We start from the raw sequence: 25,380 nt of genomic DNA on the forward strand, positions 1-25,380 counted from the left end.
CTACAATTGTCGCGCACATCGGATGGAGGATGCGATGCGCCTGATTGACTTTCTCGATCGCGGAACCGCGCTCTGGCCGGGCCGCACCTGCCTCCTGGATGGCGAGCTGCGCCGCACCTACGCCCAGGTGCAGTCCGCCTCGCATCAGATCGCCTGCGGCCTGCTCGACCTCGGCGTCGGCCCCGACACCAAGGTCTCCACCCTCAGCCCGAACGCCGCGCCGACGTTTGAGGTCATCATGGGGGTGTGGCGCAGCGGCGCCGTCTGGGCGCCGATGAATGCACGCAACGCCATTGCCGAAATCATCTATCAGCTGAACCAGAGTGATGTCGAAGTCCTGCTTTATCACTCGGACGAAACCGGCCACATCGCGGCGATTCGCAGCGAATGCCCGAAGCTGCGCCACTTCGTCTTGATCGACGGCCAGCCGGACGCCGGCATGGATCTATCCGTCGCGGACTGGCTCGCCGCGCCGCCGCGGAAGGCTCCGCCCCTGGTGCACGACCCGCTGGGGGCCGCGGCGATTTTTGGGTCGGGCGGCACCACAGGCAAGCCCAAGGGCGTGGTTCATTCGCACCTGACCTGGACCATGTGCGCGGCGAACGTGCTGGCGTCGATGCCGACGGCGACGCCGCCGGTCCACCTCATTGTCTCACCGATGACGCACGCGGCAGGGGCGCTCGCGTTTCCCCTGCTGGCCGTGGGCGCCACGCAGGTCATCATGCACGGCTTCGACGCGCGGGCCGTGCTGGAGGCGATCGGCCGGCATCGCGTCACCCATCTCTTCCTGCCGCCGACCGCCGTCTACATGCTGCTGGCGGAGCCCAGCGTGCGCGAGCACGACTATTCGTCTCTGGAATACTTCGTGTATGCGGCAGCGCCCATGTCGGTCACCAAGCTCAGGCAGGCGATGGAGGTGTTCGGCCCGGTCATGGTGCAGACCTACGGCCAGGCCGAGGCGGGCCACTTCATCGGCACGTATTTCTCCAAGCAGGAGCATGCGCGGGCGCTCCGGGAGCGGCCCGAGCGCCTGGCGAGCTGCGGCCGCCCGACGCCCTTCACCTCGCTCAAGATCGTCGACGGCGAGGGCAACGAGCTCGGTCCCGACGAGCCGGGCGAGATCGCCATCGGCGGCGACTTCCAGATGATCGGCTACTATGAGAACGCCGAGGCCACCGTGCAGGCCCGCCGCGACGGCTGGGTCCTGACCGGCGATATCGGGCGCAAGGACGACGAGGGCTTCGTCTACATCGTCGACCGCAAGCGGGAGATGATCGTGACCGGCGGCTTCAATGTCTTCCCAGGGCCGATCGAGCAGGCGATCTTCACCCATCCGGCGGTACAGGATTGCGCCGTCGTCGGCGTGCCGGACGAGAAATGGGGCGAGGCCGTCAAGGCGGTGGTGATGCTGCGCCCCGGCGGCCAGGCGAGCGCCGACGAGATCATCCGCATCTGCCGCGATCAGCTGGGCGGGGTGCAGACGCCCAAGAGTGTCGAGTTCTGGCCGGATCTGCCCCGCTCGCCGGTCGGCAAGGTGCTCCGGCGCGACGTGCGGGCGCGCTTCTGGCAGGGGCGCGAGCGCACGCTGGTCTGACCGTCCGCGGCTCCCAGGGCGCCACGGGAGCCGCGCTGCCCACTTCGCGCCGGCGAAGCCGAAATCATTCGAACGCAAATCATTCGAGCGGAGGAGCGCCATGGCCGCGCAAGCTCTGTCGGACCAGTCCGTCGCAGCCGTCATTGCCCGTTATCTGAAGGCAAAAGGGATCACCCGGCTGTTCACGCTCTGCGGCGGCCACATCATGCCGATCATGATGCGGTGCGACCTCGCCGGCATCCCGATCGTGGACGTGCGCGACGAGCGGGCGGCGGTACACATGGCGCACGCGCACGCCGAGCTGACGGGCGAGATCGGCGTCGCGCTGGTCACGGCCGGCCCCGGCGTGACCAACGCCATGACCGGCATCGTCAATGCCTCGGTCAGCCGGGCGCCGGTGCTCGTTCTCTCGGGCACGGCCCCACGCCAGCAGGAGAATCGAGGCTGTATCCAGGATCTGGACCATCCCGACCTGCTGCGCTCGGTCACGCGCTACGCCCGCACCGTACGCGAGCCCACGCTGGTGCTGCAGGAGCTCGACGAGGCCGTGTGCCGGGCGCTGGGCGAGGGCAACGAGCCCGGGCCGGCTTTTCTCGACTTTCCTCTCGACACCCTGCGCGCCGAGGTGCCCCCCGCCCTGCTGCTGCCGGAGCGGCTGGCCGTGCGCAGCCGGCCGCTGCAATACCCGGCCACGGCGGACGTGGCGCGCGCCGTCGACCTCTTGCGCTCGGCGGAGCGCCCCCTCGTGATCGCCGGCCGGGGCGCCAGGCGGGCGGCCGCCGCACTGCCGCTGTTCCTGGAGCGCTTCGGCGCCGCCTACCTCGATACCGGCGAGAGCAAGGGGCTGATCTCGCCCGACCATCCCGCGGTCGTGGCCGCCATGCGCAGCACCGCCATGCGCGAGGCCGACGTGATCGTCACCCTGGGGCGCAAGCTGGACTTCCAATTGGCCTACGGCTCGCCGGCGGTGTTTCCGTCGGCGCAATGGATCCGCATTGCCGACAGCCCCGGCGAGCTGCGCGACAACCGGCGCGGCGCGGTCGAGATCCTGGCCGATGCCGGAGCCGTGCTGGAAGCCATGCTCGGCGTGGCCCACGCACCGGCCCAAGGCTCGGAGTGGGTCGCCGGGCTGCGACGCAAGCATCAGGAGCGCAGCCGAGCGCTGGCGACGAAATTGGCGACGGCGGCCGACGGAAGCGACGGCCTCATGCACCCCAACCGCATGCTCGGCGCCCTCCAGCAGCGCTTGGCGCCCGACGCGCTGGTGATCGCGGACGGCGGCGACATCCTGAGCTTCGCCCGTGTGGCACTGACGAGCCGGTACTATCTGGATCCCGGCTCGTTCGGCTGCCTCGGCGTGGGCGTCCCCTTTGGCATCGCCGCGGCGCTGACCGGCCGCCACGAGCAGGTGGTGGTGGTGTCCGGCGACGGCTCGTTCGGCTTCAATGCCATGGAGCTCGATACCGCTGCCCGCTTCAACGCGCCGGTCAAGTTCGTCGTCGCCAACAACGGCGCCTGGCAGATCGAAGTGCACGACCAGATCGAGAACTACCATCGCGTCGTCGGTACCCGCCTGGCCCATTCCGACTATGCGACGATGGCGCGCGCCCTCGGCGTCGCCGCCATCCGCGTCGAACGGGCGGCAGACCTGGACAAGGCGCTGGACATCGCGTTCGCAACCGCGGGCCCCGTGCTCCTCGATGTGCTCGTCACGCCCGAGGCCGTGTCGTCCGATGCCAGCCTGGGCCTGGCCTACGGCTTCGACACCCATGTCCTGGGCGAGTGGGACCGGCTGGAACGGCTATGGCGCAGCGGAGCCGAGGCCGGCGCCTGAGCTCATGTGCCGTCGGCCGGATCGGACCGCGAGGCCCGATCATTAAACCGATCGGTTGACAATTGGGCCTCGGGGCAATATTCAACCTCATGGTTGAGCAACTCGACGCTACGTTTCAAGCCCTGGCCGATCCGACCCGACGGTCGATGCTGGCGAGCTTGGCGCTGGGCGAGCGCTCCATCGGCGAGCTGGCCCGGCCGTTCGCCATGAGCTTCGCCGGCGCCGCCAAGCACGTGAAGGTGCTCGAGGGCGCGGGTCTCGTCGCGCGGCGCAAGGTGGGCCGCACGCAGCTCTGCCGCCTACGGCCTGAGCCCCTCGCCGAAGCCCAGGCCTGGCTCGGCCAGTGGCAGCGGTTCTGGGACGGGCGGCTGGAGCGGCTCGACATGCTGCTGAACGACGAAGCGGAGGGGAGGACATGAGGATCACGCTGTCGAGCATCATCGTCGACGATCAGGCCAAGGCGGTCGCGTTCTACCGGGATACGCTAGGGCTCGTGGTCAAGACCGACATGCCTGCGGGCGGAGCGCGCTGGATCACCCTCGCCTCGCCCGAGGACCCCGACGGCGCGCAGATCTCGCTGGAACCCAACGGCTTTCCCTTCGTGGCGACCTATCAGGCGGCGTTGAAGGCGAACGGGGTGCCGCTGACCGCCTTCGCGACCGCCGATGTGCGTGCCGAATACGCGCGCCTCAAGGGCCTCGGCGTGACGTTTCGCGGTGAGCCGGCCGGTGGTGACGCCGCCATGCCGCTAATGGCGACCTTCGACGACGGCTGCGGCAACTGGATCATGATCTACGAGCGGCCGGCGTGAGCGGCGGCCGCATCATCCGCGTCGGCGCCCATGACGTGCGAACCGAGCGCCGCTTCGCCGCTGCGCCGGACCGGGTCTGGGACTACCTGGTGCGGCCGGAGCTGCGGGCACTCTGGCTCGCGGCGGGCGAGATCGAGCCGCGCGTCGGCGGCCGGGTGGCGCTCGCCTTCGATCATGCAGCGCTGTCGCTACCGCCGGACGCGGCGGCGCTGCGCTATCAGGGTGACGGCCTGCATCGGCTGAACGGCACGGTTACCGCCTACGATCCGCCCCGGCTGCTTGCGTTCACCTGGGGCGGCCACGGTGAGGTGTGCTTCACGCTGGAGGCCGTCGACGGGGGCACGCGGCTGCTCATGACCCACAACGGTCTCGTCGACTCCGCCGCGATGCGTGAGGTGGCTGGCGGCTGGCATGCCCATCTCGACATGCTGGTCGAGCGCGTAGCGGGGCTGACGCCCGACGACTTTTGGGCGCGCTACGCGGTGACCAGCGCTCTCTACGCCGACGGCGTCTGATCGGGGCCGCATCGGCCGGCCCGCTTCGCGCGGAACTTTATCCAAGGCGCCCGGTTGTCGAGCCAGCAAGCAAGCCAGCTGGGGATTCGGTATGGAGGCCGTGCGCTTTGTTTCTGTGGCGCGGGTAGCGGTCGAGCCCGGCGCCGCGCGGGTTCTGGTCGTCGAGGACGACGTCCTGGTGCGGGCAGCGCTGGCCGACGAACTGCGGGCGGCGGAGCTGGTCGTGGTCGAAGCGGCCTCCGCGGAGGAGGCGCTGGCGCTGCTCATGGTCGTCGCACCCGTGGACCTGGTGATTTCCGACGTGCACATGGGTGGCCGATTGGATGGCATCGACTTGGCTCGCCAGGTGCGTCAGGGGCAGCCTACCCTCCCCATCATCCTCACCTCGGGGGTCATGCGTGCCGACCTCGTCGACGGCGAGTTCACATTCATATCAAAGCCTTATGCCTTCCACACAATCGTCGCGCTGGCGCGGCGGACCCTCGCCCTGCGGTCAGGCCGTCCGTGAACGCACCGCTGATCGTCATCGTCGAAACGGACGTGCTGGTGCGCCATCCGCTCGGTGAGTTCCTGCGCGACTGCGGCTATCGCGTGCTCGAGGCCGCCGACGCCGACGAAGCGCGGCAACTGCTGACCGAACGAGGCGGTTCGGTCTCGGCCGTGCTGCTCGACCTCGCTCAGCTCGGCGGCGCCGGCTTCGAACTGGCCGGCTGGGCGCGCCGCAGCTTCCCAAGGCTCGACATCGTGATGGCCGGCAGCGCGGCGCGCGCGGCGGAGAAGGCCGGAGAGCTCTGCCGGGATGGCCCCGATCTGACCAAGCCCTACGACCACCAGGCCGTCCTGGCGCTGATCAAGCGGCTCCAGGCTGCCCGGGACGGCACCTGACGACAGGGCTGATCGCCAGCGCGAGAGGCGACTGCAAGCGCCGCACCGGTGCAAAAACCGAAGTTGCATTCGTGGTCAACGTGAAATGGCGTTGCGATCCCTGGAGATGACAGAAGCAACGTCACCGTTGATCAGGTAATCTCCTGTCGCAACGGCGACCTGGAAAGATCTTCAAGTTCGCTCACGAGCGCCGTCGACATGTCGCGGCGGTCGTCGTCGAACTCCTGCGTTCCCATCAACTTGCTCCGGGATCCGCATTCGCGCGCACGCTCGATGGTTTCGGCGAGCCTCGCCTCCTCCGGCACTGTGCTGAACTTGGAATCGACCGACGCGCTCCTGACGTTCAGCGCGCTGAAATTCGCCTTCATGCCGTTGGCAATGATCCGCTTCGCGACGTGCCATCTGCCTCGGCCGCCCGAAGCTTGGTCGATTGCCTCCCAATCTTTGTGCATTCATGTCTCCTATTTAAGCATGCAAATCATTTAAATTGTATGCAAATCTTTGGATGCGGCCGATCGGGCGGCGGCAGCGCGAAGAGCTGCTGCGGATCTGGTCGCACGAGGTGGCCGGAATTCTTCGAGAATGCGCTTGTGCCGAAACGGCGCGAATGCGCGGCGCGCAGGCGCGGGCGGCGGACCGTTCGCGCCGGCGATCCGGTGGTCGGCGACCGGCACCGTTTGAACGCGATGAGGGCTTGCGATGATCAAGGCACCACAGACGATCACCCGCCGCACGCTGCTGAAGAGCACGGCTGCCGGTGCCGCGCTCGGGGCCGTTGGCCTGCCGTTCGGCGCCCGCCCGGCGCGAGCGGCGGCGGCCACGGTCGGCTTCATCTACGTCGGGCCCAAGGACGACTACGGCTACAACCAGGCCCACGCCGAGGGCGCCGCCGCGCTGAAGGGCTTGTCGGGGCTGACGATCGTCGAAGAGGAGAACGTGCCGGAGACCATCGACGTCCAGAAGACCATGGAATCGATGATCAATCTCGACGGCGCGTCGCTCGTCTTCCCGACGTCGTTCGGCTATTTCGACCCGCACATGCTGGCCATGGCCAAGAAGTTCCCCAACGTCCAGTTCCGCCATTGCGGCGGCCTGTGGGACAAGGCCAAGCATCCGGCAAACACCGGCTCGTACTTCGGCTACATCGGCATGGGGCAATACCTGAACGGTATCGTGGCCGGCCATAGCACCAAGTCGAAGAAGATCGGCTTCGTCGCCGCCAAACCGATCCCGCAGGTGCTGATGAACATCAACTCGTTCCTGCTCGGCGCCCGCGCCGTCGATCCCACCATCGTCTGCCAGGTTATCTTCACCGGCGAGTGGTCGCTCGCCGTCAAGGAGGCGGAGGCTACCAACGCCCTCGTCGACGGCGGCGTCGATGTCGTCACCTGCCACGTAGACGGGCCGAAGGTGGTTGTGCAGACCGCGGCCGGGCGTGGCGCCTACGTCTGCGGCTACCACGCCAACCAGAGCCCGCTGGCGCCGGATAAATATCTCACCGGCGCCGAGTGGAACTGGTCGACGGTCTATACCGGCTTCGCCAAGAAAATGCTTGCCGGCGAGCCGCTCGACAACTTCGTCCGCGGCGGCATCGCCGAAGGCTTCGTCAAGATGAGCCCTCTCGGGCCTGCCGTCGGCGACGCCGCCCGCAAGCAGTTCGACGCCACCCTGGCCGAGATGAAGAAGGGCGGCTTCGCTGTCATCAAGGGCCCGCTCAAGAGCAACAAGGGCGATCAGGTCGCGGCCGCCGGACAGGCCTTCCCGGAAACCGCCATCGAGCTTGAAAGCATGAACTACCTGGTCGAAGGCGTTCAGGGCTGAGGCCGGGCGCGGAGTCGACGCCGCCATGACCGACGCCTCGACAACGGCGGCGCCCACCCTCGCCGCCCCCGCCGCGGGGGGCGCCCTGGAGACCCTGGCTCGGCGCGCCGAGGGCCTCCTCATCCCCCTGGGCGCGCTCGTCGCCGGCCTCGCCCTGTTCAGCCTGTTCCTACTGGTGCTCGGCAAGTCTCCGGCGCAGTTCGTCGAGCTCATGTGGCGCGGCGGCTTCGGCAGCTGGTTCTCGATCCAGAACACGCTGCTGCGAGCCGCGCCCTTGCTGCTGGCCGCACTGTGCGTGGTCCTGCCGGCCCGCCTCGGCCTTGTCGTCATCGGCGGCGAGGGCGCCATCGTGCTCGGCGGCGTCGCTGCAGCTGCGGTCGGGCACTGGGGCGCGGGCTTGCCGGCCGCCGCCGTCATCGCCGCCATGGCGCTCGCTGCCGCCATCGTCGGCGGCCTGTGGATCGGCAGCATCGGCGCCTTGCGCCACTATCGCGCCGTCAACGAGACCATTTCGAGCCTGCTGATGGCCTATATCGCCATCGCGTTGATGAACCACCTCGTCGAGGGGCCGCTGCGCGATCCTGCCTCCCTCAACAAGCCGTCGACCTTTCCGCTCGCCGCAGCCGACCGTATCGGCCCGGTGCCCGGCACGGACGTGCACTGGGGCATCGTCGTCGGCATCGTCGCCTGCCTCGCCTGCTGGCTCCTGATCGAGCGAACGCGCTGGGGCTTTGCCGCCCGTGTCGCCGGCGGCAATGTCCGAGCGGCGCAGATCCAGGGGCTCGCGGTCGGGCCGCTGATCGTCGGCTTCTGTGCCCTGGCCGGCGCCTTGGCGGGGCTTGCCGGCATGATCGAGGTCGCGGCAGTGCAGGGCAATGCCAACGCGTCGCTCGCAGCCGGCTATGGCTATACCGGCATTCTCGTGGCCTTCCTGGCCCGCCAGAGCCCGCTCGGCGTCATCCCGGTGTCCGTGCTGCTCGGCGGCATCGCCGCCGCCGGCGGCCTGGTGCAGCGGCGCATGGGCCTGCCCGACGCCACCATCCTGGTCTTGCAGGGCATGCTGTTCATCGTCGTGCTGCTGAGCGAGACGCTCTACGGCCGCTTCAAGGTCTTCGATCCCGACCGTTGGAGGCGCACGCCATGACCACGATCGACATCGGCTTGTGGAGCGTGCCGCTCGCCATGCTCGGCGGCGCCATCCGCGTCTCCACGCCCTTCATCTTCGTCAGTCTCGGCGAATCCATCACCGAGCGCTCCGGCCGCATCAATCTGGGGCTCGAGGGCACGCTCGTGTTCGGCGCGATGGCCGCCTATGCCGTCGCGGTGGAGACCGGCTCGGCCTGGGTCGGCGTGCTCGCAGCCATGGTGGCAGGGGTGGGCTTCGGCCTGCTGCACGGCTGGATCTGTTCATTCCCCAAGGTGAACGACATCGCCGTGGGCATCGCCCTGATGCTGTTCGGCATCGGCCTCGCCTTCTTCTTCGGCAAGCCCTACATCCAGCCCACCGCCCCGCACCTGCCGTCGATCCCGTTCGGGGCCTGGTCGGACATCCCGCAGGTGCAGGCGGCCCTCAGCATCAACGTGCTGTTCCTGGCCGGTGTCGCCCTGGCCATCGCCCTCTGGTGGGGCTTCAGGACCACCCGCGCCGGCCTGATCGTACGAGTGGTCGGCGACAGCGCCGATGCCGCCCGCGCCATGGGCCTCAACCCGACGACCATACGCCTGCTGGCGACGGCGGCCGGCGGCGCCCTCGCCGCCGTCGGTGGCGCTTATCTGTCGCTCTACTACCCCGGCAGCTGGAACGAGCGGCTCTCCTCCGGCCAGGGCCTGATGGCGGTGGCGCTGGTGATCTTCGCCCGCTGGAATCCGCTCGGTTGCCTGGCCGCCGCGTTACTGTTCGGCGGCGCCGGCGCGCTCGGCCCGGCGCTGCAATCGGCGGGCGTCACGCAGGGCTACTATCTGTTCTACGCCGCGCCCTACGTGCTCACCCTGGCCATCATGATCGCGACCTCCTCGCCGGGCCGCTCCCTCGCCGGCGCGCCTGGCGAGCTCTCCATCACCCGATGATTTTTCGCAAAGCCGGAGCTTCGCCATGAATGGCCCCGCCCGCGTCGCCGAGCACTATATCGAGGCCGATCCCTACCCTTGGCCCTACAACGGCGATCTCAGGCCCGACAATACCGCGCTGATCATCATCGACATGCAGACCGATTTCTGCGGCCCGGGCGGCTACGTCGACAGCATGGGCTACGACCTGTCACTCACCCGCGCACCGATCGAGCCGATCAAGGCGGTGCTCGCCGCCATGCGGACCAAGGGCTACCACATCCTGCACACGCGCGAGGGCCATCGTCCCGACCTGGCCGACCTGCCCGACAACAAGCGCTGGCGCTCGCGCCGCATCGGCGCGGGCATCGGCGACGCCGGGCCGTGCGGGCGCATCCTGGTGCGAGGCGAGCCGGGATGGGACATCATTCCCGAGCTCTATCCGCACGAGGGCGAGCCGATCATCGACAAGCCCGGCAAAGGCTCGTTCTGCGCCACCGACCTGGAAATGATCCTGCGGCAGCGGCGCATCGACAACATCGTGCTCACCGGCATCACCACCGACGTCTGCGTGCACACGACCATGCGGGAGGCCAACGACCGCGGCTTCGAATGCGTCATGCTGGAGGATTGCTGCGGCGCCACCGACTACGCCAACCACCTTGCTGCGATCGCCATGATCAAGATGCAGGGCGGCGTGTTCGGCGCGGTGTCGAGCTCCAAGGCCCTCGTCGCGCAGCTGCCCTGACCGGCTATGGAGATGCAGCCCTCCGCGGCCGTCGGCGTCGAGACCGTCGGCATGACCATGCGCTTCGGCGCCTTCACGGCCCTCGACGACGTGTCGATCAAGGTCGCCGCCGGCACCTTCCATGCGCTGCTCGGCGAGAACGGCGCGGGCAAGTCGACGCTGGTCAAGTGCATGATGGGCTTCTACCAGCCCACGGACGGCCAGATGCTGGTCGGCGGCCGCGAGGCGACGATCGCCAGCCCCAGGGATGCCGACCGCCTCGGGCTCGGCATGGTCTACCAGCATTTCACCCTGGTGCCCTCGCTCACGGGCGCCGAGAACCTGGTGATCTCCCGGCCCGACGTGCCGCGGATCATCGACTGGGCCAGGGAGCGCAAGGCGCTCACGGCCTTCATGGAGCGCATGCCGTTCAAGATCCCGCTCGATGCGGCCGTGCGCGAGCTCGCCGCCGGCGAGAAGCAGAAGCTCGAGATCGTCAAGCAGCTCTACCTGGGCCGCCGCTTCCTCGTGCTCGACGAGCCCACGTCGGTGCTGACGCCGGGCGAAGCGGAGGAACTGCTCGGCCTGGTGCGCGGCATGACCGAGCGCGGCGAGCTGACCGTGCTGATGATCAGCCACAAGTTCCACGAGGTCACCCGGTTCGCCGACGACGTCAGCGTGCTGCGCAAGGGCAGGCTCGTGGGCTCGGGCCGGGTGGCCGATCTCGACCGCAAGGCCATGGCCGCCATGATGATCGGCGACCAGCCGATCGCCGCGATCGATACACGCCGCCCCACCGCCGCTGAGGCCGCGGAGGTGCTGACCGTGACCGGGCTCAGGGCCAAGGACCGGTCGGGCCTCAAGTCGATCCGCATCGAGGGCCTCACCGTCAGGGCGGGCGAGATCGTCGGCATCGCCGGCATTTCCGGCAACGGCCAGAAGGAGTTCCTGGAGGTGCTGGCGGGCCAGCGGGCGCGGGAGGCCGGTGTGGTCATGGTCAAGGGCGCGCCGTACGCGGCCACCCGAGCCCAGTCGCGCGAGCGCCACGTGCGCTTCATCCCCGAGGAGCCGCTGCGCAACGCCTGCGTGCCCCGCATGACGGTGGCGGAGAACATCGGGCTGCGCACCTTCGACCTCGGGCCCAAAGGCCAGCCGGTCGCCTGGATCGATGCCGGCGCGCTCAAGGCTTATGCGGCGAGACTGGTCGAGCAATTCAAGGTCAAGACCGCCTCGCTCGCCTCGCCCATCGAGGCGCTGTCGGGCGGCAACGTGCAGCGGGCGGTGCTGGCCCGCGAGCTCACCGGCGAGGTCGACCTGCTGATCGTGTCGAACCCCTGCTTCGGGCTCGATTTCGCCGCCGTCGCCGAGATCCGCGCCCGCATCATGAAGGCGCGCAACGGCGGCACGGCGGTGCTGCTGATGTCGGAGGACCTGGACGAGCTCCTGGAGCTGTCGGACCGCATCCTGGTGATGGCCGGCGGCGCCCTCGTCTACGAGACGCCGATCGCCCAGGCCGACGTCCACGTCATCGGCGAGCACATGGCGAGCCACCATTAGCTGACCAAGCAGCTCCAGGCCCTGGCAACGTGCTATCGTCAAAGCGGCTGCGCCGGACGATCTGCAGCCGTGTCGATGACCAGGAGCTGCCGATGCCAGCCGCAACAGACCAGGCTAGCCTTGCCGGGCGTGCGCGCGAGATCCTGCACAGGCTAGGCGTACCCGAGGCCGCCTACGAAGGCGGCGAGCTGGCGGCGGTGAGCCCGATCGACGGCAGCCGCATCGGAGACGTTCGTATCGACAGCGCCATCGACGCCGCCCGCAAGATCGAGGCGGCGCACGGGGCGTTCCAGGTCTGGCGCACCGTGGCCGCCCCACGGCGCGGCGAGCTCGTGCGTCTGCTTGGCGAGGAGCTTCGCGCCGCCAAGGCCGATCTCGGGCGCCTGGTCTCGATCGAGGTCGGCAAGATCCCGTCGGAGGGCCTGGGCGAGGTCCAGGAGATGATCGACATCTGCGACTTCGCCGTCGGCCTGTCGCGCCAGCTCTACGGCCTCACCATCGCGACCGAACGGCCTGGCCATCGCATGATGGAAACTTGGCATCCGCTGGGCGTGGTCGGCGTCATCTCGGCCTTCAACTTTCCGGTGGCCGTCTGGTCATGGAACGCGGCGCTGGCGCTCGTCTGCGGCAACACGGTGGTGTGGAAGCCCTCGGAGAAGGCGCCGCTCACGGCGCTCGCCACCCAGGCGATCCTGACGCGCGCGGTGGCGCGGTTCGGCGACGCCCCGGCCGGTCTGGCGGAGGTGCTCATCGGCGATCGGGCTGTCGGCGAAGTCCTCGTCGACCATCCCAAGGTGCCGCTCGTCTCGGCCACCGGCTCGACCCGCATGGGCCGCGACGTCGGCCCGCGCCTCGCCAGGCGCTTCGCGCGCGCCATCCTCGAGCTCGGCGGCAACAACGGCGCCATCATCTGTCCATCCGCCGATCAGGAGATGGCCGTGCGGGCAGTGGCCTTCGCCGCCATGGGCACGGCCGGCCAGCGCTGCACCACGCTGCGGCGCCTCTTCGTGCACGAGAGCATCTATGGCGAGTTCGTGCCGCGCCTGAAGGCGGCCTACGGCAGCGTCGCCGTCGGCAACCCGCTGGAGACGTCAGCCCTGGTCGGGCCGCTGATCGACGGGCAGGCGTACGAGGGCATGCAGACGGCGCTCGCCGCCGCCAGGGCGGCCGGCGGCGCCGTCACCGGCGGCGAACGCGTCGATCTCGGGCGGCCGGAGGCCTATTACGTCAGGCCGGCGCTGGTCGAGATGCCGGATCAGCAGGGGCCGGTGCCGGAGGAGACCTTCGCGCCGATCCTCTACGTCATGCCCTACGCCGATTTCGACGACGCCGTGCGCAAGCACAATGCCGTGGCCGCAGGCCTGTCGTCGTCGATCTTCACGCGCGATCTCGCCGAGGCCGAGCGCTTCCTCTCGAGCGAGGGCTCCGACTGCGGCATCGCCAACGTCAACATCGGCACCTCCGGCGCGGAGATCGGGGGAGCGTTCGGCGGCGAGAAGGAGACCGGCGGCGGCCGCGAATCCGGCTCGGACGCGTGGAAGGCCTACATGCGGCGGGCCACCAACACGATCAATTATTCCAAGGCGCTGCCGCTGGCCCAGGGCGTCTCGTTCGACATCGATTGATCGGGACGGGCGGCCCGGCGCGATCGCTCGCGCCGAGGAGGACGGGAGGTTCACCCGGCGAGGAAACGCTGCACGAGATCGTTGAACACGTCAGGCACCTCCTCCGCCACGAAGTGCCCGCTGTCGGGCGCGATGGCTCCCGTCAACCGCACAGCCCGTCCGTCGAGCGCGTCAAACAGTCTGGAGCCGGCGCTATATTGCCCGCCGATGGTGAGGACCGGCATCGGCAGCGCCTTGTCACCGAAGCTCGCCACCAGCGCCGCGTCCTGCGGCAAGGCACGATAGTAGTTGAACCCCGCCGTCATTCCTCCGGGCAGAGCATAGAAGCGAGCGTATTCGGTGATTGCGTCCTCCGAGATCGCGTCCTTCCGGTACGACCAGTTGCGGATCTGGGCGCGGATGTAGTCGCGCTCCCGACCCTTCGTGAGCATCTCGGGGACGTCGGGCGCCATATGGAAGCCGTAGTGCCAGGCGCCGCCGCGCAATGAGTCGGTGTTCTCCGTCCCGGGAATGAGACAGTCGACGAGGACGAGCTTGGCGACGCAGGCGGGCTCCACATGAGCCAGCACGTAGGCCGCCTTGCCGCCCATGTCATGCGCCACGACATGGGCTTGCGCCGCCCCGAGATGCGCCATCAGAGCCCTCACATCCTCGGCGATCGTGCGCTTGTCGTACCCTCCGGGTGTCCGTTCGGAGAGGCCCGTTCCTCTGAGATCCGGCGCGACGACGGTGTAAGCCTTCGACAGCCGAACGATGGTGTCTGACCAGGCAAACCAGGTCTGCGGCCAGCCGTGGAGCAGGATCACCAGCGGCCCCGATCCAGCGATCACGTAGTGGCCATCCATGCCGTTGATCCGCGCGAAACGGCTCGCCGCCCCGGCCGGCAGCGGCGAGGGCGTCGCCCGAACCGTGCCGCCTTCGTGGCCCGCCACGGACCATGCGGATCCGACCATCGCCGCCGAAACGGCCCCGAAACACAATGCGCGGCGCCTGATATCCATCTCGTCCCACCGGGTTGTCCGGAGCGGATCATTGTCGAGCGGCCGCCGTACATCTACGGTCGTGCCGACATCGTTCTCATAACCGTCGGTTATTCATGGACGTCACGACAGCGCTGAAGGCCTTCGTTCGAACCGTCGAGAGGAGGTCGATGACGCTCGCCGCGCGCGATCTCGGCATCTCGCAGCCGGCCGTGAGCAAGCTTGTCCGCAAGCTGGAGGCGCACGTCGGCGTCAAGCTGCTCGAGCGGAACTCGCGCGGCCTGCGCACCACCGCTGAGGGCCTGCGCCTCTACGAGGATTCGCAGCAGGCGCTGTCCGCCCTCGACACGGCGTTGGAGCAGATCCGCGGGGCCGCCGGTGCGATCGGCGGCGAGTTGCGCCTGCACGCGCCGGTGTGCCTGGGCGAGCGGCATCTTCACCGCATCGTCATGGCGTTTCAGGATCTCCACCCGGGGGTGGCCGTCGGCCTGACCCTCGACAATCGGCCGGTCGATCTGGTGGACGAGAATATCGATCTCGCGGTCCGCATGGGCCGGCCTACCGGTCAGGACCTGGTGGCCAGGAAGGTCGGCCTGATCGAGCGCATCCTGGTCGCCTCGTCCGACTATCTCAGCCGTTACGGCACGCCGCTCGGCCCCGCCGACCTCGGCGATCACCGGTTGATCGTCACGAACGCCGTCCTCTCCGACCGCAAGACGCTCCTCCTGTGCGCAGCAGATGCTCCGGTCGAGATCCCGGTCCGCCCGGTGCTGACGACGAATAACGCCCAGGTTCTCGTCGACGCGATGAAGGCCGGACGGGGCATCGGCACGACCCAGGCTTTGCTTGTGGCCGACGATTTGGCGGCCGGCCGGCTCACCCGCGTCCTTCCCGCCTACGAGATCGCGTCGACCGAGCTCTACATGACGTATCCGTCGTCGAAGTTCCTGCGCCCGGCCGTTCGCGCCTTCATCGACTTCGCCGTCCCGGCGCTGCGTCGCATCGAGGGCATCGCTTAAAGCACAACATCAGGACGCGGGCGCCGCTATCGGAAAATATCAATTTAAAACAACGACCTACATCCATCGGCGGAATCAGGAAGGGAGCTCTTGTCCCCCTTCTCCCTTGCTCACACCTCGCGGCTCGGCTCGCGCAGCAGATCCGCGGCGGCGCCGGCCAGGACGCGCAGGCCCATGGCCAGGTCCTCCGGCTTGGTGTCCTCGCTCCAATGGTGGCTGATGCCGCCGATCGACGGCACGAACAGCATGCCCGTCGGCAGGTGCGGCGCCATGTACTGGGCATCGTGCCCGGCGCCGGAGGGCAGGCTCATCCAGCGCCCCGGCGTCAGCGCCTCGGCCGCGGTGGCGAAGGCCCGCTGCACCTCCACGTCGCAGGGCGCCGGCCTCGACTGGCCCACCACCTCGAGCACGGCGACCGTGCGGTCGCGGCGGTTGCTCTCCTGCACGGCGCGCCTGAGCAAGGTGTCCAGCCGTGCCAGCACCTCCTCCGAGATGTCGCGGAACTGGAAGATCACCTCCGCCTCGCCGGGGATGATGTGCGGGTCGCCCGGCTTCAGCGTGATACGGCCGCAGGTCCACACCGTGCGCTCGCCACACTGCTTGGGAAACTCCGCGTCGATCCAGGCGAGCGTCCGCACTGCGGCGAGGCCGGCGTCGCGGCGCTCGACCATGGTGGTGCCGCCGGCGTGATCCTGCTGGCCCTGGAAGCGGATCCGGTACTGCCAGATGGCGACGATGCCGGTGACGACGCCGATCTGGTGATCGGCCGCCTCGAGCGTCGTCCCCTGCTCGATGTGGGCCTCCAGGAACGCACGGTAACGTCCCTCCTCGAGACGAATGCGCGGCTTGCCGGCAAGGCCGGCGTCGGCGAGCGCCTGGCGCAGCGGCTTGCCGTGGGTGCGGTTGGCCAGCCGGTCGATCTCCTCGTCCGCGAGCAGGCCGGTGAACGAGCGCGAGCCCAGGAACGGGCCGTAGTGCCCCTCCTCGTCGGCAAAGGCGATGACGTCGACCGGCAGGCCGGCCCGGGCCAAGGCGAGCCCGGCGACGACGCCATAGGCGCCGTCGAGCCAGCCCGCCTCGGTCTGGCTTTCGATATGGGAGCCGACCAGAAGCTTTGGCCCCGGGGCCGGATTGCGGCCGATCACCGTGCCGATGCCGTCGATCTCCGGCGCCAGGCCGACTTCGGTTAGACGCGCCATCAACCACCGGCGCGCCTCCATGTCGGCCTCGCCGTAGGTCGGCCGGTCGACGCCCGTCTTGAAGGTGCCGATGCGCCGGAGATCCTGCAGATCGGCGATGAAGCGGTCCGTGTCGACGGTGGTCATGGCGTGCCTCTGGATCTAGCCCGGCTTGAATCGGCAGCCTGTTCTATGCCTCTCGCGCGGGATAGTCTTCCCGCCGGCGCCGGATGATACCCTGCCGTTACGGCTGGCCGCCTTGATATTTATCGACTGATCAATGAATGTCGGCGACAGCCGGTGCCATCGCGCATGGGCACCGGCACCGGCGGAGAGACTGGCATCCTATGAGCGAGATCGGCGAGCCGCGGCGGGTTCGCGCGCAGTCCAGGCAGGCGGCCGAACGCGTGCGCAAGCCGCGGCCGAGCCCCGAGGGACGCAAGCGGCTGGCGCCGGACGAGCGCGAGCAGCAGATCGTGGCGCAGGCCGTCGCCTTCTTCGCCAAGCACGGCTTCGAGGGGCATACGCGCGACCTCGCCAAGCAGATGGGGATCACGCAGCCGCTCCTGTACCGCTACTTTCCCAATAAAGAGGCGCTCATCGAAAGGGTCTATCAGGAAGTCTTCCTTGGCCATTGGAATACGCAATGGACACAGTGGATCGACGATGAGAAGACGCCCCTGAAGCAGAGACTGACTGCCTTCTACCAGGATTACGCGAAGATTATCCTCTCCTACGAGTGGGTGAGGCTGTTCATGTTCGCCGGCCTCAAGGGCCTCGACTTCAATGCCCGCTATCTGGGCGTCTTGCGCGAGCGCATCTTCCTGCCCGTCATCGACCAGTTGCGGCGCACCTACGGCCGCCCGCCGATCGACACACTGCCGGCCACGGAAGACGAGCTGGAGATCGTGTGGGGGCTGCACGCGTCGATTTTCTACCTCGGGGTCCGCGAGCACATCTACCACCTGCCGGTGCCGTCCGATCTCGGCAACGCCATCGCCACCAAGATCGACGGCTTCCTCGGCGGCATCGAGCTCGTGCTCGCCGAGGCGCGCCAGGCGACCAAGCCTCGCCCACGGCGGGCGCCGTCAAAGTAGCCCGGCTTCCAGCAACGCCACCGTGCGCGCGGCGACCCGGCGAGCCTGGCAGGAGATCTCCTCATCGTCCGGCCGGCGGATGCCGTGCAGCGCCTCGTCGAACAGGCCGGCCTTCAGCAAGCCGGCAAAGGCCGCTGCCGCCGCCTGCTTGTCGGCCACCGCCCATCCCGTACGTGGCAGCCACCGGTCGAGGTATGCGGCAAAGATCGCCTTGCTTCGACCGACAACCTCGTCGCGGTAGCGACGCCCGAGCTCCGGAAAGCGCGCTGCGTCGCGCGTCACCACGCGGTAGAGCGCCAGTTGCTCGGGCGACAGCACGTGTCGCAGATAGTCCTCGCCGGCCAAGACCAACGCGGTGCTAGGGGGCTCGGAAAACCAGGGCGGATCCTGCGCCGCCGCCTCCCCGTCTCCCTCGGTCTCTCCGGCAGGTGAACAGGCGGCCTGCATCACGGCGCTGAACAGCTCGTCCTTGGTCTGGAAGTGTCGATAGAGCGTCTTGATCGAGACGCCGGCCGCCTCGGCGATGCGGTTCACCGAGCTCTCGGCGTACCCCTCGTCGAGAAACGCCTGCAGCGCGGCATCGACGATCTTGGCGCGCTTGCGCGCCATCAGCCCCGCCTTCGGATCGTCCTCGGACCACGTCCTGATCATCCCGCGTCCCCGTGTCCTCGCCTTGACAATCAATACGACAGCGATCACTGTCATTTCAAACGACAGTCATCGCTGTCGTGTGCAGCGTAAGCTGAGAGCTCCGGGGCCGCAAGCCGGCACGGAGGCTGCCCTTGCGCGCGTCAAATTCAAGGTGAGCCGATGACCATCACGCTGTCGACGCCGCTGAAGCTCCCGTGCGGAGCCGTCCTCGCCAATCGCCTGTGCAAGGCGGCCATGAGCGAGGGCCTGGCCGACGCCGCCAACCATGCAACCCCGAAGCTCGAGCGGCTCTATCGCCGCTGGGCGGGCTCGGGCGCGGGTCTGCTGTTGTCGGGCAATATCCAGGTCGATCGCTGGCATCTGGAGCGTCCGCTCAACCTCGTCGTCGACGACGACAGCGGCGTGGCCGAGCTCTCACGCCTGGCCGCGGCGGGCACGTCACAGGGTGCCCATTTCTGGGCCCAGCTCAGCCACACCGGCCGGCAGGTGATCGCGGCCATCAACGGGGCGCCGCTGGCGCCCTCCATCGTCGAGATTGGAGGTCATGCGTAGCATCGGCGCCACCTTTGCGCGGCCCCGCGCCATGACCGAGGCCGACATCACGCATGCCATCGCGCAATTCGCCACCACCGCCCGCCGCGTGCACACGGCCGGCTTCACCGGCATCGAGCTCCACGGGGCGCACGGCTACCTGATCTCCCAGTTCCTGAGCCCACGCACGAACCGGCGGACGGACCGCTGGGGCGGCTCTCTGGAGCACCGCGCGCGGTTTCTGCTGGAGGTGCTCGCCGCGGTGCGTGAGGCGGTGGGGCCTACGTTCCCGATCGGCATCAAGCTCAACGCGTCCGATTTCCTCAAGGGTGGCTTCACCAACGCCGAGTGCGTCGAGCTGGTCGGGATGCTCAACGGCACCAGCCTCGACCTGATCGAGCTGTCCGGCGGGTCGCTCGAGCAGCCCAAGCTGGTCGGCGTCACGGTGAAGGACGAAGGCGAAGACGCGCCGCGTGAAAGCACCGCGAAGCGAGAGGCCTATTTCGTCGCACTCGCCGGTGCCGTGCGCGCAGCGGCCCGCATGCCGGTCATGGTCACCGGCGGCTTCCGCACGATGGCCGCGATGCGCGAGGCGCTCGACAATGGCGACCTCGACCTTGTCGGCCTGGGCCGGCCGATGATCGCCGATCCGGAGCTGCCGAAACGCCTCCTGTCGGGAGCAGTCGACGCCGCGCCGGGCATCGTGCAGTCGCTGAGCCCGCTGCACGTGCTGCCCTGGAGCAACATCCAGATACAGCGCCTCGGGGACGGGCTCGATCCCGACCTCGCGCTCGACGGCGGTGATGCGGCCACGCAATTCGCCGCCATCGAAAGCGGCAACGTCGCCGCGCTCCTCGACCGGCGGAGCACGCCCACGGGGGACAGCGGGCGCCCGTAGGACGGCCGATGCGGGGCCGAAGAGGCCATCAGGCCCGCGCGGCCTCTACGGCGTCGGCCGGCAGCGCCAGCGGCGGATTGGCGCTGTCCAGGAACTCGACCGTGGTGAAGACGAGCTCCGTGTCGCCCACGTTCTCGAGGTCGTGGATCATGAACGCGCCGCGCGCGTAGGCTTGGTGCCTGGTGTCGCCCGCCCGATAGGTCACGTCCGCGGTACGGCCATCGGCGTAATGGGATCGTCCGCGCCCGTCGGTCAGGGCCGTCCAGAAATAGTCGAGCACGTGCGTGTGGAAGCCGATGCGTTCGCCGGGCTTCAGATGGAGGTGCCACACGCGCACCCGGTCGGATTGTGACACGAGGCGGCTGCCGACCCGGCCGTCGCCGGCGTTCGTCGCAAACTCCGCGCGCAACGCCTCGGGCCAGTGCGCCGGCGCCGCAGGCCATTCGTATTCAATGACTGCCGTCACGCTGTCCGTCTCCCTCAACGCCTGATGAGAGGCAGGCGGGCTGGCGAAGATGGCCCGCACGCCCTGCCCCGTACGTCCGTCCCTGGACAATAATTATCGATCGATAAATATCGCCATTCACGCCAGTCGGTCAACGCTCCAATCGGCAACGCCGACGTTTCGGGGGACCAGGGGCCGGCGTCCACAGGCGGTCTGCCGTTGTCGCTCGGCCGAGCCCTTCGACGTCGATGATCGGCCGATAATTAAGGTTGACACCGGCGTGAACGCGACTTTTAATTTATCGATCGATAATCAATGTCGCGCTGAACGGCGCTCGACAAGCGACCCCGGGGCGGCACCGGAGGCGATCGAGGGAGCGGAACATGAATCACATCTCGCCCAACCAATTGGCGCGCCTGCTCGACGATGCCCCTGCGGGGCGCAGGTATTGGGTCATGATCGCCCTGCTGTGCCTGACGGGCGCGATCGACTACTTCGACTTCTACATCGTCGGCTTCCTGGTGGCCGTGCTCGGCCCGCAATGGAAGCTGACGTTCGGGCAGTCCTCCTTGATGCTGATGAGCGCCGGCCTCGGGTCGATCGCCGGCGCACTGCTGTGGGGCCTGCTCTCCGACAGGTATGGTCGCAAGGTCGCGCTGGTGCTCGGTGCGCTCGTCTGCGGGTTCTGCGCCGGCGGCGTGTCGCTCGTTCATGAGGGCGACTGGTTGACCTTCACCCTGTTGCGCTTCGGCGTCGGCTTCGGCCTTGCCGGCGCGGCGACGCCATCCATCGCGCTCATGGTCGAGCACAGCCCGCTGCGCTATCGCACCGTCATCTCCGGCCTGGTCGTCGTCTTCGCCACCATCGGCGTCCTCGTCGCATCCGCGTCGGCGGCGGGCCTGCTCAATGCGCTCGGCTGGCGCGGTGTAGCCGCGATCGGCTTCACGCCCGTCCTGCTCGGCATCGTCTCCGCCTTCGCGGTGCCGGAGTCCATCCGCTGGCTGTTGGCGTCCGGCCGGCACGAGCGCGCCCGGGTGTTGGCATCGGAGATCCTGCGCCGACCCGTGCCCGCCATCGCCGGAACGTCGGGCGTTGGCGACGGCGGCCGCTTTCGCGATCTGCTCGCCGACCCGAGACGCTTCTGGATCACCGTGGTCACCATGCTGGCGGCGAGCATCGCGAACTACGGGGTCTACCTGTGGGGGCCGACGATCGTCGCGGTGCTGCTCCAGGTGCCGGTCAAGGATGCCGCCAAGGCCTTCGTCGTCGTGGCCTTGGCCGGTGTCAGCGGCAAGGTGCTGTTCTCGTTCCTGCCGCAGTGGCTCGGGCGTCGCCGCACGGGGCAGATCGGCGGCTTCGGCATCGCCGTCACCCTGGCGGCCGCCGGCCTGCTGAGCGATCAGGTCTACGCTGGCGTGCCCGTCTTCATCATCATGCTGGTGATCGGCGCCATCTTCTTCGACGGCATCTACTCGAATATCACGCCCTATACGGCGGAGCTGTTTCCGGTCAACCTCGCGGCACGCGCCGTCGGGCTGGCCCAGGCCGCAAACGGCGTGGGCAAGATCCTGGGGCCTCTGATCCTGGCTGTGATCGCCGGCACTGACAACTACGTCACGCCGCAGGCCACGGCGAGCGCCGTTCGCCCCGCCTTCTTCTTTCTCGCCGCCTGCGGGCTGGCGATCGGCCTGGTCTTCACCTTGATCGCGATCGAGACCCATGGGCGGACGCTCGACCTCGTCATGGATGACCCGGCCGCCGGCGCGCCGGCGATCGAGCCGGCCAAGCAAACGGTCTGACCGGGCGCGGGCGTCTCCGCCCTCTGTCACGCATCACGAGAGGAAGCCAGCCATGACTATGTCAGCGAAAGCCGAAATGCCGGCGCGGGGGACCGGAGCGCTCCGGTCCGAGATCGCCGATGGCATGCGCATTGATTGGGACGTGCCGATCACCATGGACGACGGACTGGTGCTCCGCGCCGACGTGTTTTGTCCGGTGGACGACGGCAGCTATCCAGTGCTCCTGAGCTACGGCCCGTACGGCAAGTGGCTGTCCTTCGAGGCCGGATACAGAACCGCGTGGGACATCATGGCCGCCAAATATCCCGACACGGTCAGTGGCACCTCCAACAAGTACCAGAACTGGGAGGTGGTCGACCCGGAGAAGTGGGTGCCGGACGGCTACGTCTGCGTGCGGGTGGATTCGCGCGGCGCCGGGCGCTCGCCGGGCTACCTCGACATGAGCTCGCCGCGCGAGACCCAGGACCTGTTCGACTGCATCGAGTGGGCGGCCGTCCAGCCCTGGTCGAACGGAAAGGTCGGCCTCAGCGGCATCTCCTACTACGCCGCGAACCAATGGCGGGTCGCAGCGCTCGAGCCACCGCACCTGGCGGCGCTCTGCATCTGGGAAGGGTACTCCGACTCCTATCGGGAGGCCTTCCACCACGGCGGCATCCTGTGCACCTTCGCCAAGCATTGGAGCGAGATCCAGGTGATGACCGTCCAGCACGGGCGCGGCAGCAACGGCCCGGTCAGCTCGATGAACGGCGAGCTTGTCTGCGGACCGGAGACGCTGACCGACCAACAGCTCGCCGAAAACCGGGCTCAGCAGTGGACGGACCTGTCGGGCCGCGTGCTCGCGGACGCGTTCTACCAGGCCCGCACCGGCGATCTCGCCCGGATCCGGACGCCGCTGCTGTCCGCCGGCAACTGGGGCGGTCAGGGGCTTCATCTTCGCGGCAACATCGAGGGCTTCGTGCGCGCAGGTTCCGAGCAGAAGTGGCTCGAGATGCACGGCGGCGAACATTGGACGAGCTATTATACGGACCGTGGCGTCGCCCTGCAGAAGCGGTTCTTCGGCCATTTCCTCAAGGGTGAGGCCAACGGCTGGGACCAGCAGCCGCGCGTTCAGCTGCAGGTCCGGCGCCCGGGCGAGCACTTCACGCAGCGTGACGAGTCGGAATGGCCGCTCGCCCGCACGCAGTGGACCCGGCTCTATCTCCACGCTGCGAACCTGACACTCGGCGCCGCGGCTCCCGCGGAACAGCCGGCGCAACTGACCTTCGACGCGCTCGGCCGCGGCCTCACCTTCACCGCGCCGCCGGTCGAGCACGATACCGAGATCACCGGGCCGAGCATGACCAAGCTGTTCGTCTCGTCGTCGACGAGCGACGCGGACCTGTTCCTCGTCGTTCGCGTCTTCGCGCCCGACGGCACCGAGGTGACCTTCAACGGAGCGCTCGATCCGCGCACGCCGATCGCCCAGGGCTGGCTGCGGGCGTCGCACCGCAAGCTCGATCCGGCCTTGAGCACGCCCTATCGGCCCTATCACACCCACGACGAGATCCAGCCGCTCACGCCCAACGTGCCGGTCGAGCTCGATGTGGAGATCTGGCCGACATGCATCGTCGTGCCGAAGGGCCACCGGCTGGCGCTGACGGTTCTGGGGCGCGACTACGAGCATGAGGGCGACGCCGCCACGCTCTCGAACATGAAGAACCCGATGAAGGGCTGCGGGCCGTTCGTACACGACGAGGAAGCCGACCGGCCGCCGTCGGTCTTCGGCGGCCGCACGACCCTGCATTTCGGCGAGGGCCACCGCCCCTCTCTGCTGCTACCCGTCATTCCGGCGGCTTAGCAGGCATCGGCTCAAGCTGCAGGCGGCTGGCCTTTCAGCAGCTTGAGCCGGATCAGACTCTCGGCGGTGGCGACGATAGCCTCCTCGCGCGAGCGCGGCGCCCAGCCGAGCATACGCCTGGCCTTGTCGCCCGTCGCGCTCCTGATGAAGCCGAGGTGGGGCACCGCGGCACGCGCCGGGGCCACCCAGGTGGCGAGCAGGCGCACCAGCCAGTCCGGCAGCTCCAGGCGCGGCACGCGGCGCGCCTGCGCGCCCAGCCTCGCCCGCAGCACCTGGGCGACCGCATGCAGCGACATGCTCGGCCCGGCCGTGGCGATGAACCGTTCCCCCCTGGCATCCGGATGCGTCATCGCCGCGACGTGCAGGTCGGCGACGTCGCGCACGTCGACGACACCGAAGTGGAGCCGCGGCGTCGCCGGCATGGCGCCGTTCATCATCGCCTTGACCAGGGCGATCGAGGTCGACAGGTCCGGCCCCAGCGCCGGACCGAACACGCCGACCGGGTTGATCACGGCGAGCTCGAGCGCCCCGCCCTCCCTGGCGACGAAGTCCCAGGCGGCGCGTTCGGCCAGGGTCTTGGATTTCATGTAGGGCTGCACGTCGCTGCCGCTCGGATCGGTCCAGTCGCGTTCGTCGAACGGCGCCGTCTGCGGCTCATGCCCGTAGCCGATCGCCGCGAACGAGGACGTCACCACCACGCGCTTGACGCCCGCGTCGCGCGCCGCCCTCAGCACGCGCAGCGTGCCGTCGCGGGCGGGGCCGATCAGCTCGTTTTCGTCGTCCGGAATTGCCACCGGAAAGGGGGACGCCACGTGCAGCACGTACTCGCAGCCCGCGACGGCCTGCGGCCAGCCCGCATCCGCCGCCAGGTCCGCGGCGACGAAGGATAGCCGGTCGCCCGGATCGGCACCGCCCTGGCGGATCATGGCCCGCACCTCGCCCTCGCGGGCAAGGCTGCGGACCGTGGCGCGCACCTCGTGTCCGGCGGCGAGCAGCGCCAGGATGGCGTGGCTGCCGATGAACCCGGAGCCTCCAGTGACCAGCACCGCGCCCATGACTGTACCTCTCCGGCAAGAGCGAGCCCCGCGGACTCGCGACAGCCAGACAAATGGGAGGACGGCTCCGGTTCCGTCAGAGGCCGCCCCGCTGCGCTTAATCGTAGCGGGCGCTGGCTGTCTGTCCGTCCGGAGCAATGAGCTGCACGGCGCCCTTCGGAGCTGGCGGGAGCGGGATTTGCGCCTGCCCCGCAAGCCGCCCCCCCTCCGGCGCGAGCGGAATGCGCTGGGCCTTGCCGTCCACCACCAGCAGGGCGACACCCTTGAATCCCCGTGGTGCAACAGGCTTCGCGTCAGCGTCGGTGACGAAGGCTTCGAGCGAAGGCCCCTTCGCCACCAGCTCGACGTGATACGCCCCGGCCTCCGCCACACGGCCGCCGTTCGGGCCATGGGCGATGTCGTGGGCGGCCGCCGGGCCCGCGGCGATCATGATGGCAAGCGCGATCGGTGCGATCTTCATGGAAGGCTTCTCCTG

General features: G+C 68.7%; 26 protein-coding genes. 19 read left to right on the top strand and 7 right to left on the bottom strand.

Translation table 11 applies throughout. The annotated features are described in order from the left end of the window. The first annotated feature begins 34 nt into the window (after positions 1-34). The 7 genes from ACZ5PO_RS32290 to ACZ5PO_RS32320 all read left to right on the top strand — a co-directional run bounded on the left by ACZ5PO_RS32290 (position 35) and on the right by ACZ5PO_RS32320 (position 5,639). Complete coding sequence (locus tag ACZ5PO_RS32290) at positions 35-1,594, top strand: class I adenylate-forming enzyme family protein (protein WP_464186657.1); 1,560 nt, start codon at positions 35-37, stop codon at positions 1,592-1,594. Positions 1,595-1,694: 100 nt separating this feature from the next. Next, positions 1,695-3,428 carry a thiamine pyrophosphate-binding protein gene (locus ACZ5PO_RS32295; RefSeq protein WP_464186659.1) on the top strand — a complete coding sequence of 578 codons (1,734 nt, stop codon included), beginning with the start codon at positions 1,695-1,697 and terminating at the stop codon, positions 3,426-3,428. 89 nt (positions 3,429-3,517) lie between these two features. Continuing rightward, positions 3,518-3,847 carry an ArsR/SmtB family transcription factor gene (locus tag ACZ5PO_RS32300; protein WP_464186661.1) on the top strand — a complete coding sequence of 110 codons (330 nt, stop codon included), beginning with the start codon at positions 3,518-3,520 and terminating at the stop codon, positions 3,845-3,847. After that, positions 3,844-4,239 carry a VOC family protein gene (locus ACZ5PO_RS32305; RefSeq protein WP_464186663.1) on the top strand — a complete coding sequence of 132 codons (396 nt, stop codon included), beginning with the start codon at positions 3,844-3,846 and terminating at the stop codon, positions 4,237-4,239. The genes ACZ5PO_RS32300 and ACZ5PO_RS32305 overlap by 4 nt, the downstream gene beginning before the upstream one ends. Further along, complete coding sequence (locus tag ACZ5PO_RS32310) at positions 4,236-4,754, top strand: SRPBCC family protein (RefSeq protein WP_464186664.1); 519 nt, start codon at positions 4,236-4,238, stop codon at positions 4,752-4,754. Before ACZ5PO_RS32305 ends, ACZ5PO_RS32310 begins: the two co-directional genes overlap by 4 nt. Before the next feature lie 91 nt (positions 4,755-4,845). Continuing rightward, on the top strand, positions 4,846-5,262 hold the full coding sequence (locus tag ACZ5PO_RS32315; RefSeq protein ID WP_464186666.1) for a response regulator: 417 nt from the start codon (positions 4,846-4,848) through the stop codon (positions 5,260-5,262). Continuing rightward, positions 5,259-5,639, top strand: a complete 381-nt coding sequence (locus ACZ5PO_RS32320) for a response regulator (protein WP_464186668.1) — start codon at positions 5,259-5,261, stop codon at positions 5,637-5,639. The genes ACZ5PO_RS32315 and ACZ5PO_RS32320 overlap by 4 nt, the downstream gene beginning before the upstream one ends. A gap of 131 nt (positions 5,640-5,770) precedes the next feature. Here the strand turns inward: ACZ5PO_RS32320 and ACZ5PO_RS32325 are convergent, their stop codons facing one another. Further along, on the bottom strand, positions 5,771-6,091 hold the full coding sequence (locus tag ACZ5PO_RS32325; RefSeq protein WP_464186669.1) for a hypothetical protein: 321 nt from the start codon (positions 6,089-6,091) through the stop codon (positions 5,771-5,773). A 247-nt stretch (positions 6,092-6,338) separates the two neighbouring features. On the opposite strand from ACZ5PO_RS32325, the gene ACZ5PO_RS32330 reads away from it, so the two are divergent. The 6 genes from ACZ5PO_RS32330 to amaB all read left to right on the top strand — a co-directional run bounded on the left by ACZ5PO_RS32330 (position 6,339) and on the right by amaB (position 13,415). After that, entirely contained in the window at positions 6,339-7,460 is a 1,122-nt protein-coding gene (locus ACZ5PO_RS32330) for a BMP family ABC transporter substrate-binding protein (RefSeq protein ID WP_464186670.1), read from the top strand. Between the two features lie 25 nt (positions 7,461-7,485). After that, a complete protein-coding gene (locus ACZ5PO_RS32335) occupies positions 7,486-8,604 on the top strand; it encodes an ABC transporter permease (RefSeq protein ID WP_464186672.1) in 1,119 nt (372 codons plus the stop codon). Beyond that, positions 8,601-9,527, top strand: a complete 927-nt coding sequence (locus ACZ5PO_RS32340) for an ABC transporter permease (RefSeq protein WP_464186674.1) — start codon at positions 8,601-8,603, stop codon at positions 9,525-9,527. Before ACZ5PO_RS32335 ends, ACZ5PO_RS32340 begins: the two co-directional genes overlap by 4 nt. A gap of 25 nt (positions 9,528-9,552) precedes the next feature. Continuing rightward, positions 9,553-10,254, top strand: coding sequence for a biuret amidohydrolase (biuH, locus tag ACZ5PO_RS32345; RefSeq protein WP_464186675.1), 702 nt, complete (start codon positions 9,553-9,555; stop codon positions 10,252-10,254). Positions 10,255-10,266: 12 nt separating this feature from the next. Beyond that, positions 10,267-11,790, top strand: a complete 1,524-nt coding sequence (locus ACZ5PO_RS32350; protein ID WP_464186678.1) for an ABC transporter ATP-binding protein — start codon at positions 10,267-10,269, stop codon at positions 11,788-11,790. A gap of 92 nt (positions 11,791-11,882) precedes the next feature. After that, positions 11,883-13,415 (top strand): L-piperidine-6-carboxylate dehydrogenase, encoded by a 1,533-nt coding sequence (gene amaB, locus ACZ5PO_RS32355; protein ID WP_464186679.1) that lies wholly within the window; start codon positions 11,883-11,885, stop codon positions 13,413-13,415. A gap of 50 nt (positions 13,416-13,465) precedes the next feature. On the opposite strand, the gene ACZ5PO_RS32360 is transcribed toward amaB, so the two are convergent. Beyond that, a complete protein-coding gene (locus ACZ5PO_RS32360; protein WP_464186681.1) occupies positions 13,466-14,416 on the bottom strand; it encodes an alpha/beta fold hydrolase in 951 nt (316 codons plus the stop codon). Between the two features lie 95 nt (positions 14,417-14,511). Between ACZ5PO_RS32360 and ACZ5PO_RS32365 the strand changes: the two genes are divergently transcribed. Beyond that, positions 14,512-15,414, top strand: coding sequence for a LysR family transcriptional regulator (locus ACZ5PO_RS32365; RefSeq protein ID WP_464186683.1), 903 nt, complete (start codon positions 14,512-14,514; stop codon positions 15,412-15,414). A gap of 110 nt (positions 15,415-15,524) precedes the next feature. Here ACZ5PO_RS32365 and ACZ5PO_RS32370 read toward each other — a convergent pair whose 3' ends face one another. Further along, entirely contained in the window at positions 15,525-16,739 is a 1,215-nt protein-coding gene (locus tag ACZ5PO_RS32370; protein WP_464186685.1) for a hydantoinase/carbamoylase family amidase, read from the bottom strand. A 200-nt stretch (positions 16,740-16,939) separates the two neighbouring features. On the opposite strand from ACZ5PO_RS32370, the gene ACZ5PO_RS32375 reads away from it, so the two are divergent. Then, positions 16,940-17,689 carry a TetR/AcrR family transcriptional regulator gene (locus ACZ5PO_RS32375; protein WP_464186687.1) on the top strand — a complete coding sequence of 250 codons (750 nt, stop codon included), beginning with the start codon at positions 16,940-16,942 and terminating at the stop codon, positions 17,687-17,689. Here ACZ5PO_RS32375 and ACZ5PO_RS32380 read toward each other — a convergent pair. Next, on the bottom strand, positions 17,681-18,340 hold the full coding sequence (locus ACZ5PO_RS32380; protein ID WP_464186688.1) for a TetR/AcrR family transcriptional regulator: 660 nt from the start codon (positions 18,338-18,340) through the stop codon (positions 17,681-17,683). The two genes, ACZ5PO_RS32375 and ACZ5PO_RS32380, sit on opposite strands and share 9 nt — an antisense overlap. 159 nt (positions 18,341-18,499) lie before the next feature. Between ACZ5PO_RS32380 and ACZ5PO_RS32385 the strand changes: the two genes are divergently transcribed. Both ACZ5PO_RS32385 and ACZ5PO_RS32390 read left to right on the top strand, forming a co-directional pair. Beyond that, a complete protein-coding gene (locus ACZ5PO_RS32385; protein WP_464186690.1) occupies positions 18,500-18,892 on the top strand; it encodes a beta/alpha barrel domain-containing protein in 393 nt (130 codons plus the stop codon). Next, positions 18,885-19,769, top strand: a complete 885-nt coding sequence (locus ACZ5PO_RS32390) for an oxidoreductase (protein ID WP_464186691.1) — start codon at positions 18,885-18,887, stop codon at positions 19,767-19,769. The genes ACZ5PO_RS32385 and ACZ5PO_RS32390 overlap by 8 nt, the downstream gene beginning before the upstream one ends. Positions 19,770-19,797: 28 nt before the next feature. Here the strand turns inward: ACZ5PO_RS32390 and ACZ5PO_RS32395 are convergent, their stop codons facing one another. Continuing rightward, positions 19,798-20,235 (bottom strand): cupin domain-containing protein, encoded by a 438-nt coding sequence (locus tag ACZ5PO_RS32395; RefSeq protein WP_464186693.1) that lies wholly within the window; start codon positions 20,233-20,235, stop codon positions 19,798-19,800. 362 nt (positions 20,236-20,597) lie between these two features. Between ACZ5PO_RS32395 and ACZ5PO_RS32400 the strand changes: the two genes are divergently transcribed. Continuing rightward, complete coding sequence (locus tag ACZ5PO_RS32400; RefSeq protein WP_464186694.1) at positions 20,598-22,013, top strand: MFS transporter; 1,416 nt, start codon at positions 20,598-20,600, stop codon at positions 22,011-22,013. A gap of 124 nt (positions 22,014-22,137) precedes the next feature. After that, on the top strand, positions 22,138-23,850 hold the full coding sequence (locus ACZ5PO_RS32405) for a CocE/NonD family hydrolase (protein WP_464186695.1): 1,713 nt from the start codon (positions 22,138-22,140) through the stop codon (positions 23,848-23,850). A gap of 11 nt (positions 23,851-23,861) precedes the next feature. Here the strand turns inward: ACZ5PO_RS32405 and ACZ5PO_RS32410 are convergent, their stop codons facing one another. Then, the gene (locus ACZ5PO_RS32410) at positions 23,862-24,905 is read right to left on the bottom strand and encodes an SDR family oxidoreductase (RefSeq protein WP_464186697.1); all 1,044 of its coding nucleotides are present in this window, start codon (positions 24,903-24,905) and stop codon (positions 23,862-23,864) included. A gap of 97 nt (positions 24,906-25,002) precedes the next feature. Beyond that, positions 25,003-25,365 (bottom strand): hypothetical protein, encoded by a 363-nt coding sequence (locus ACZ5PO_RS32415; RefSeq protein WP_464186699.1) that lies wholly within the window; start codon positions 25,363-25,365, stop codon positions 25,003-25,005. Positions 25,366-25,380 lie beyond the last annotated feature (15 nt).

The sequence above is a fragment of the Chelatococcus sp. KU-N122 genome, assembly GCF_055391085.1.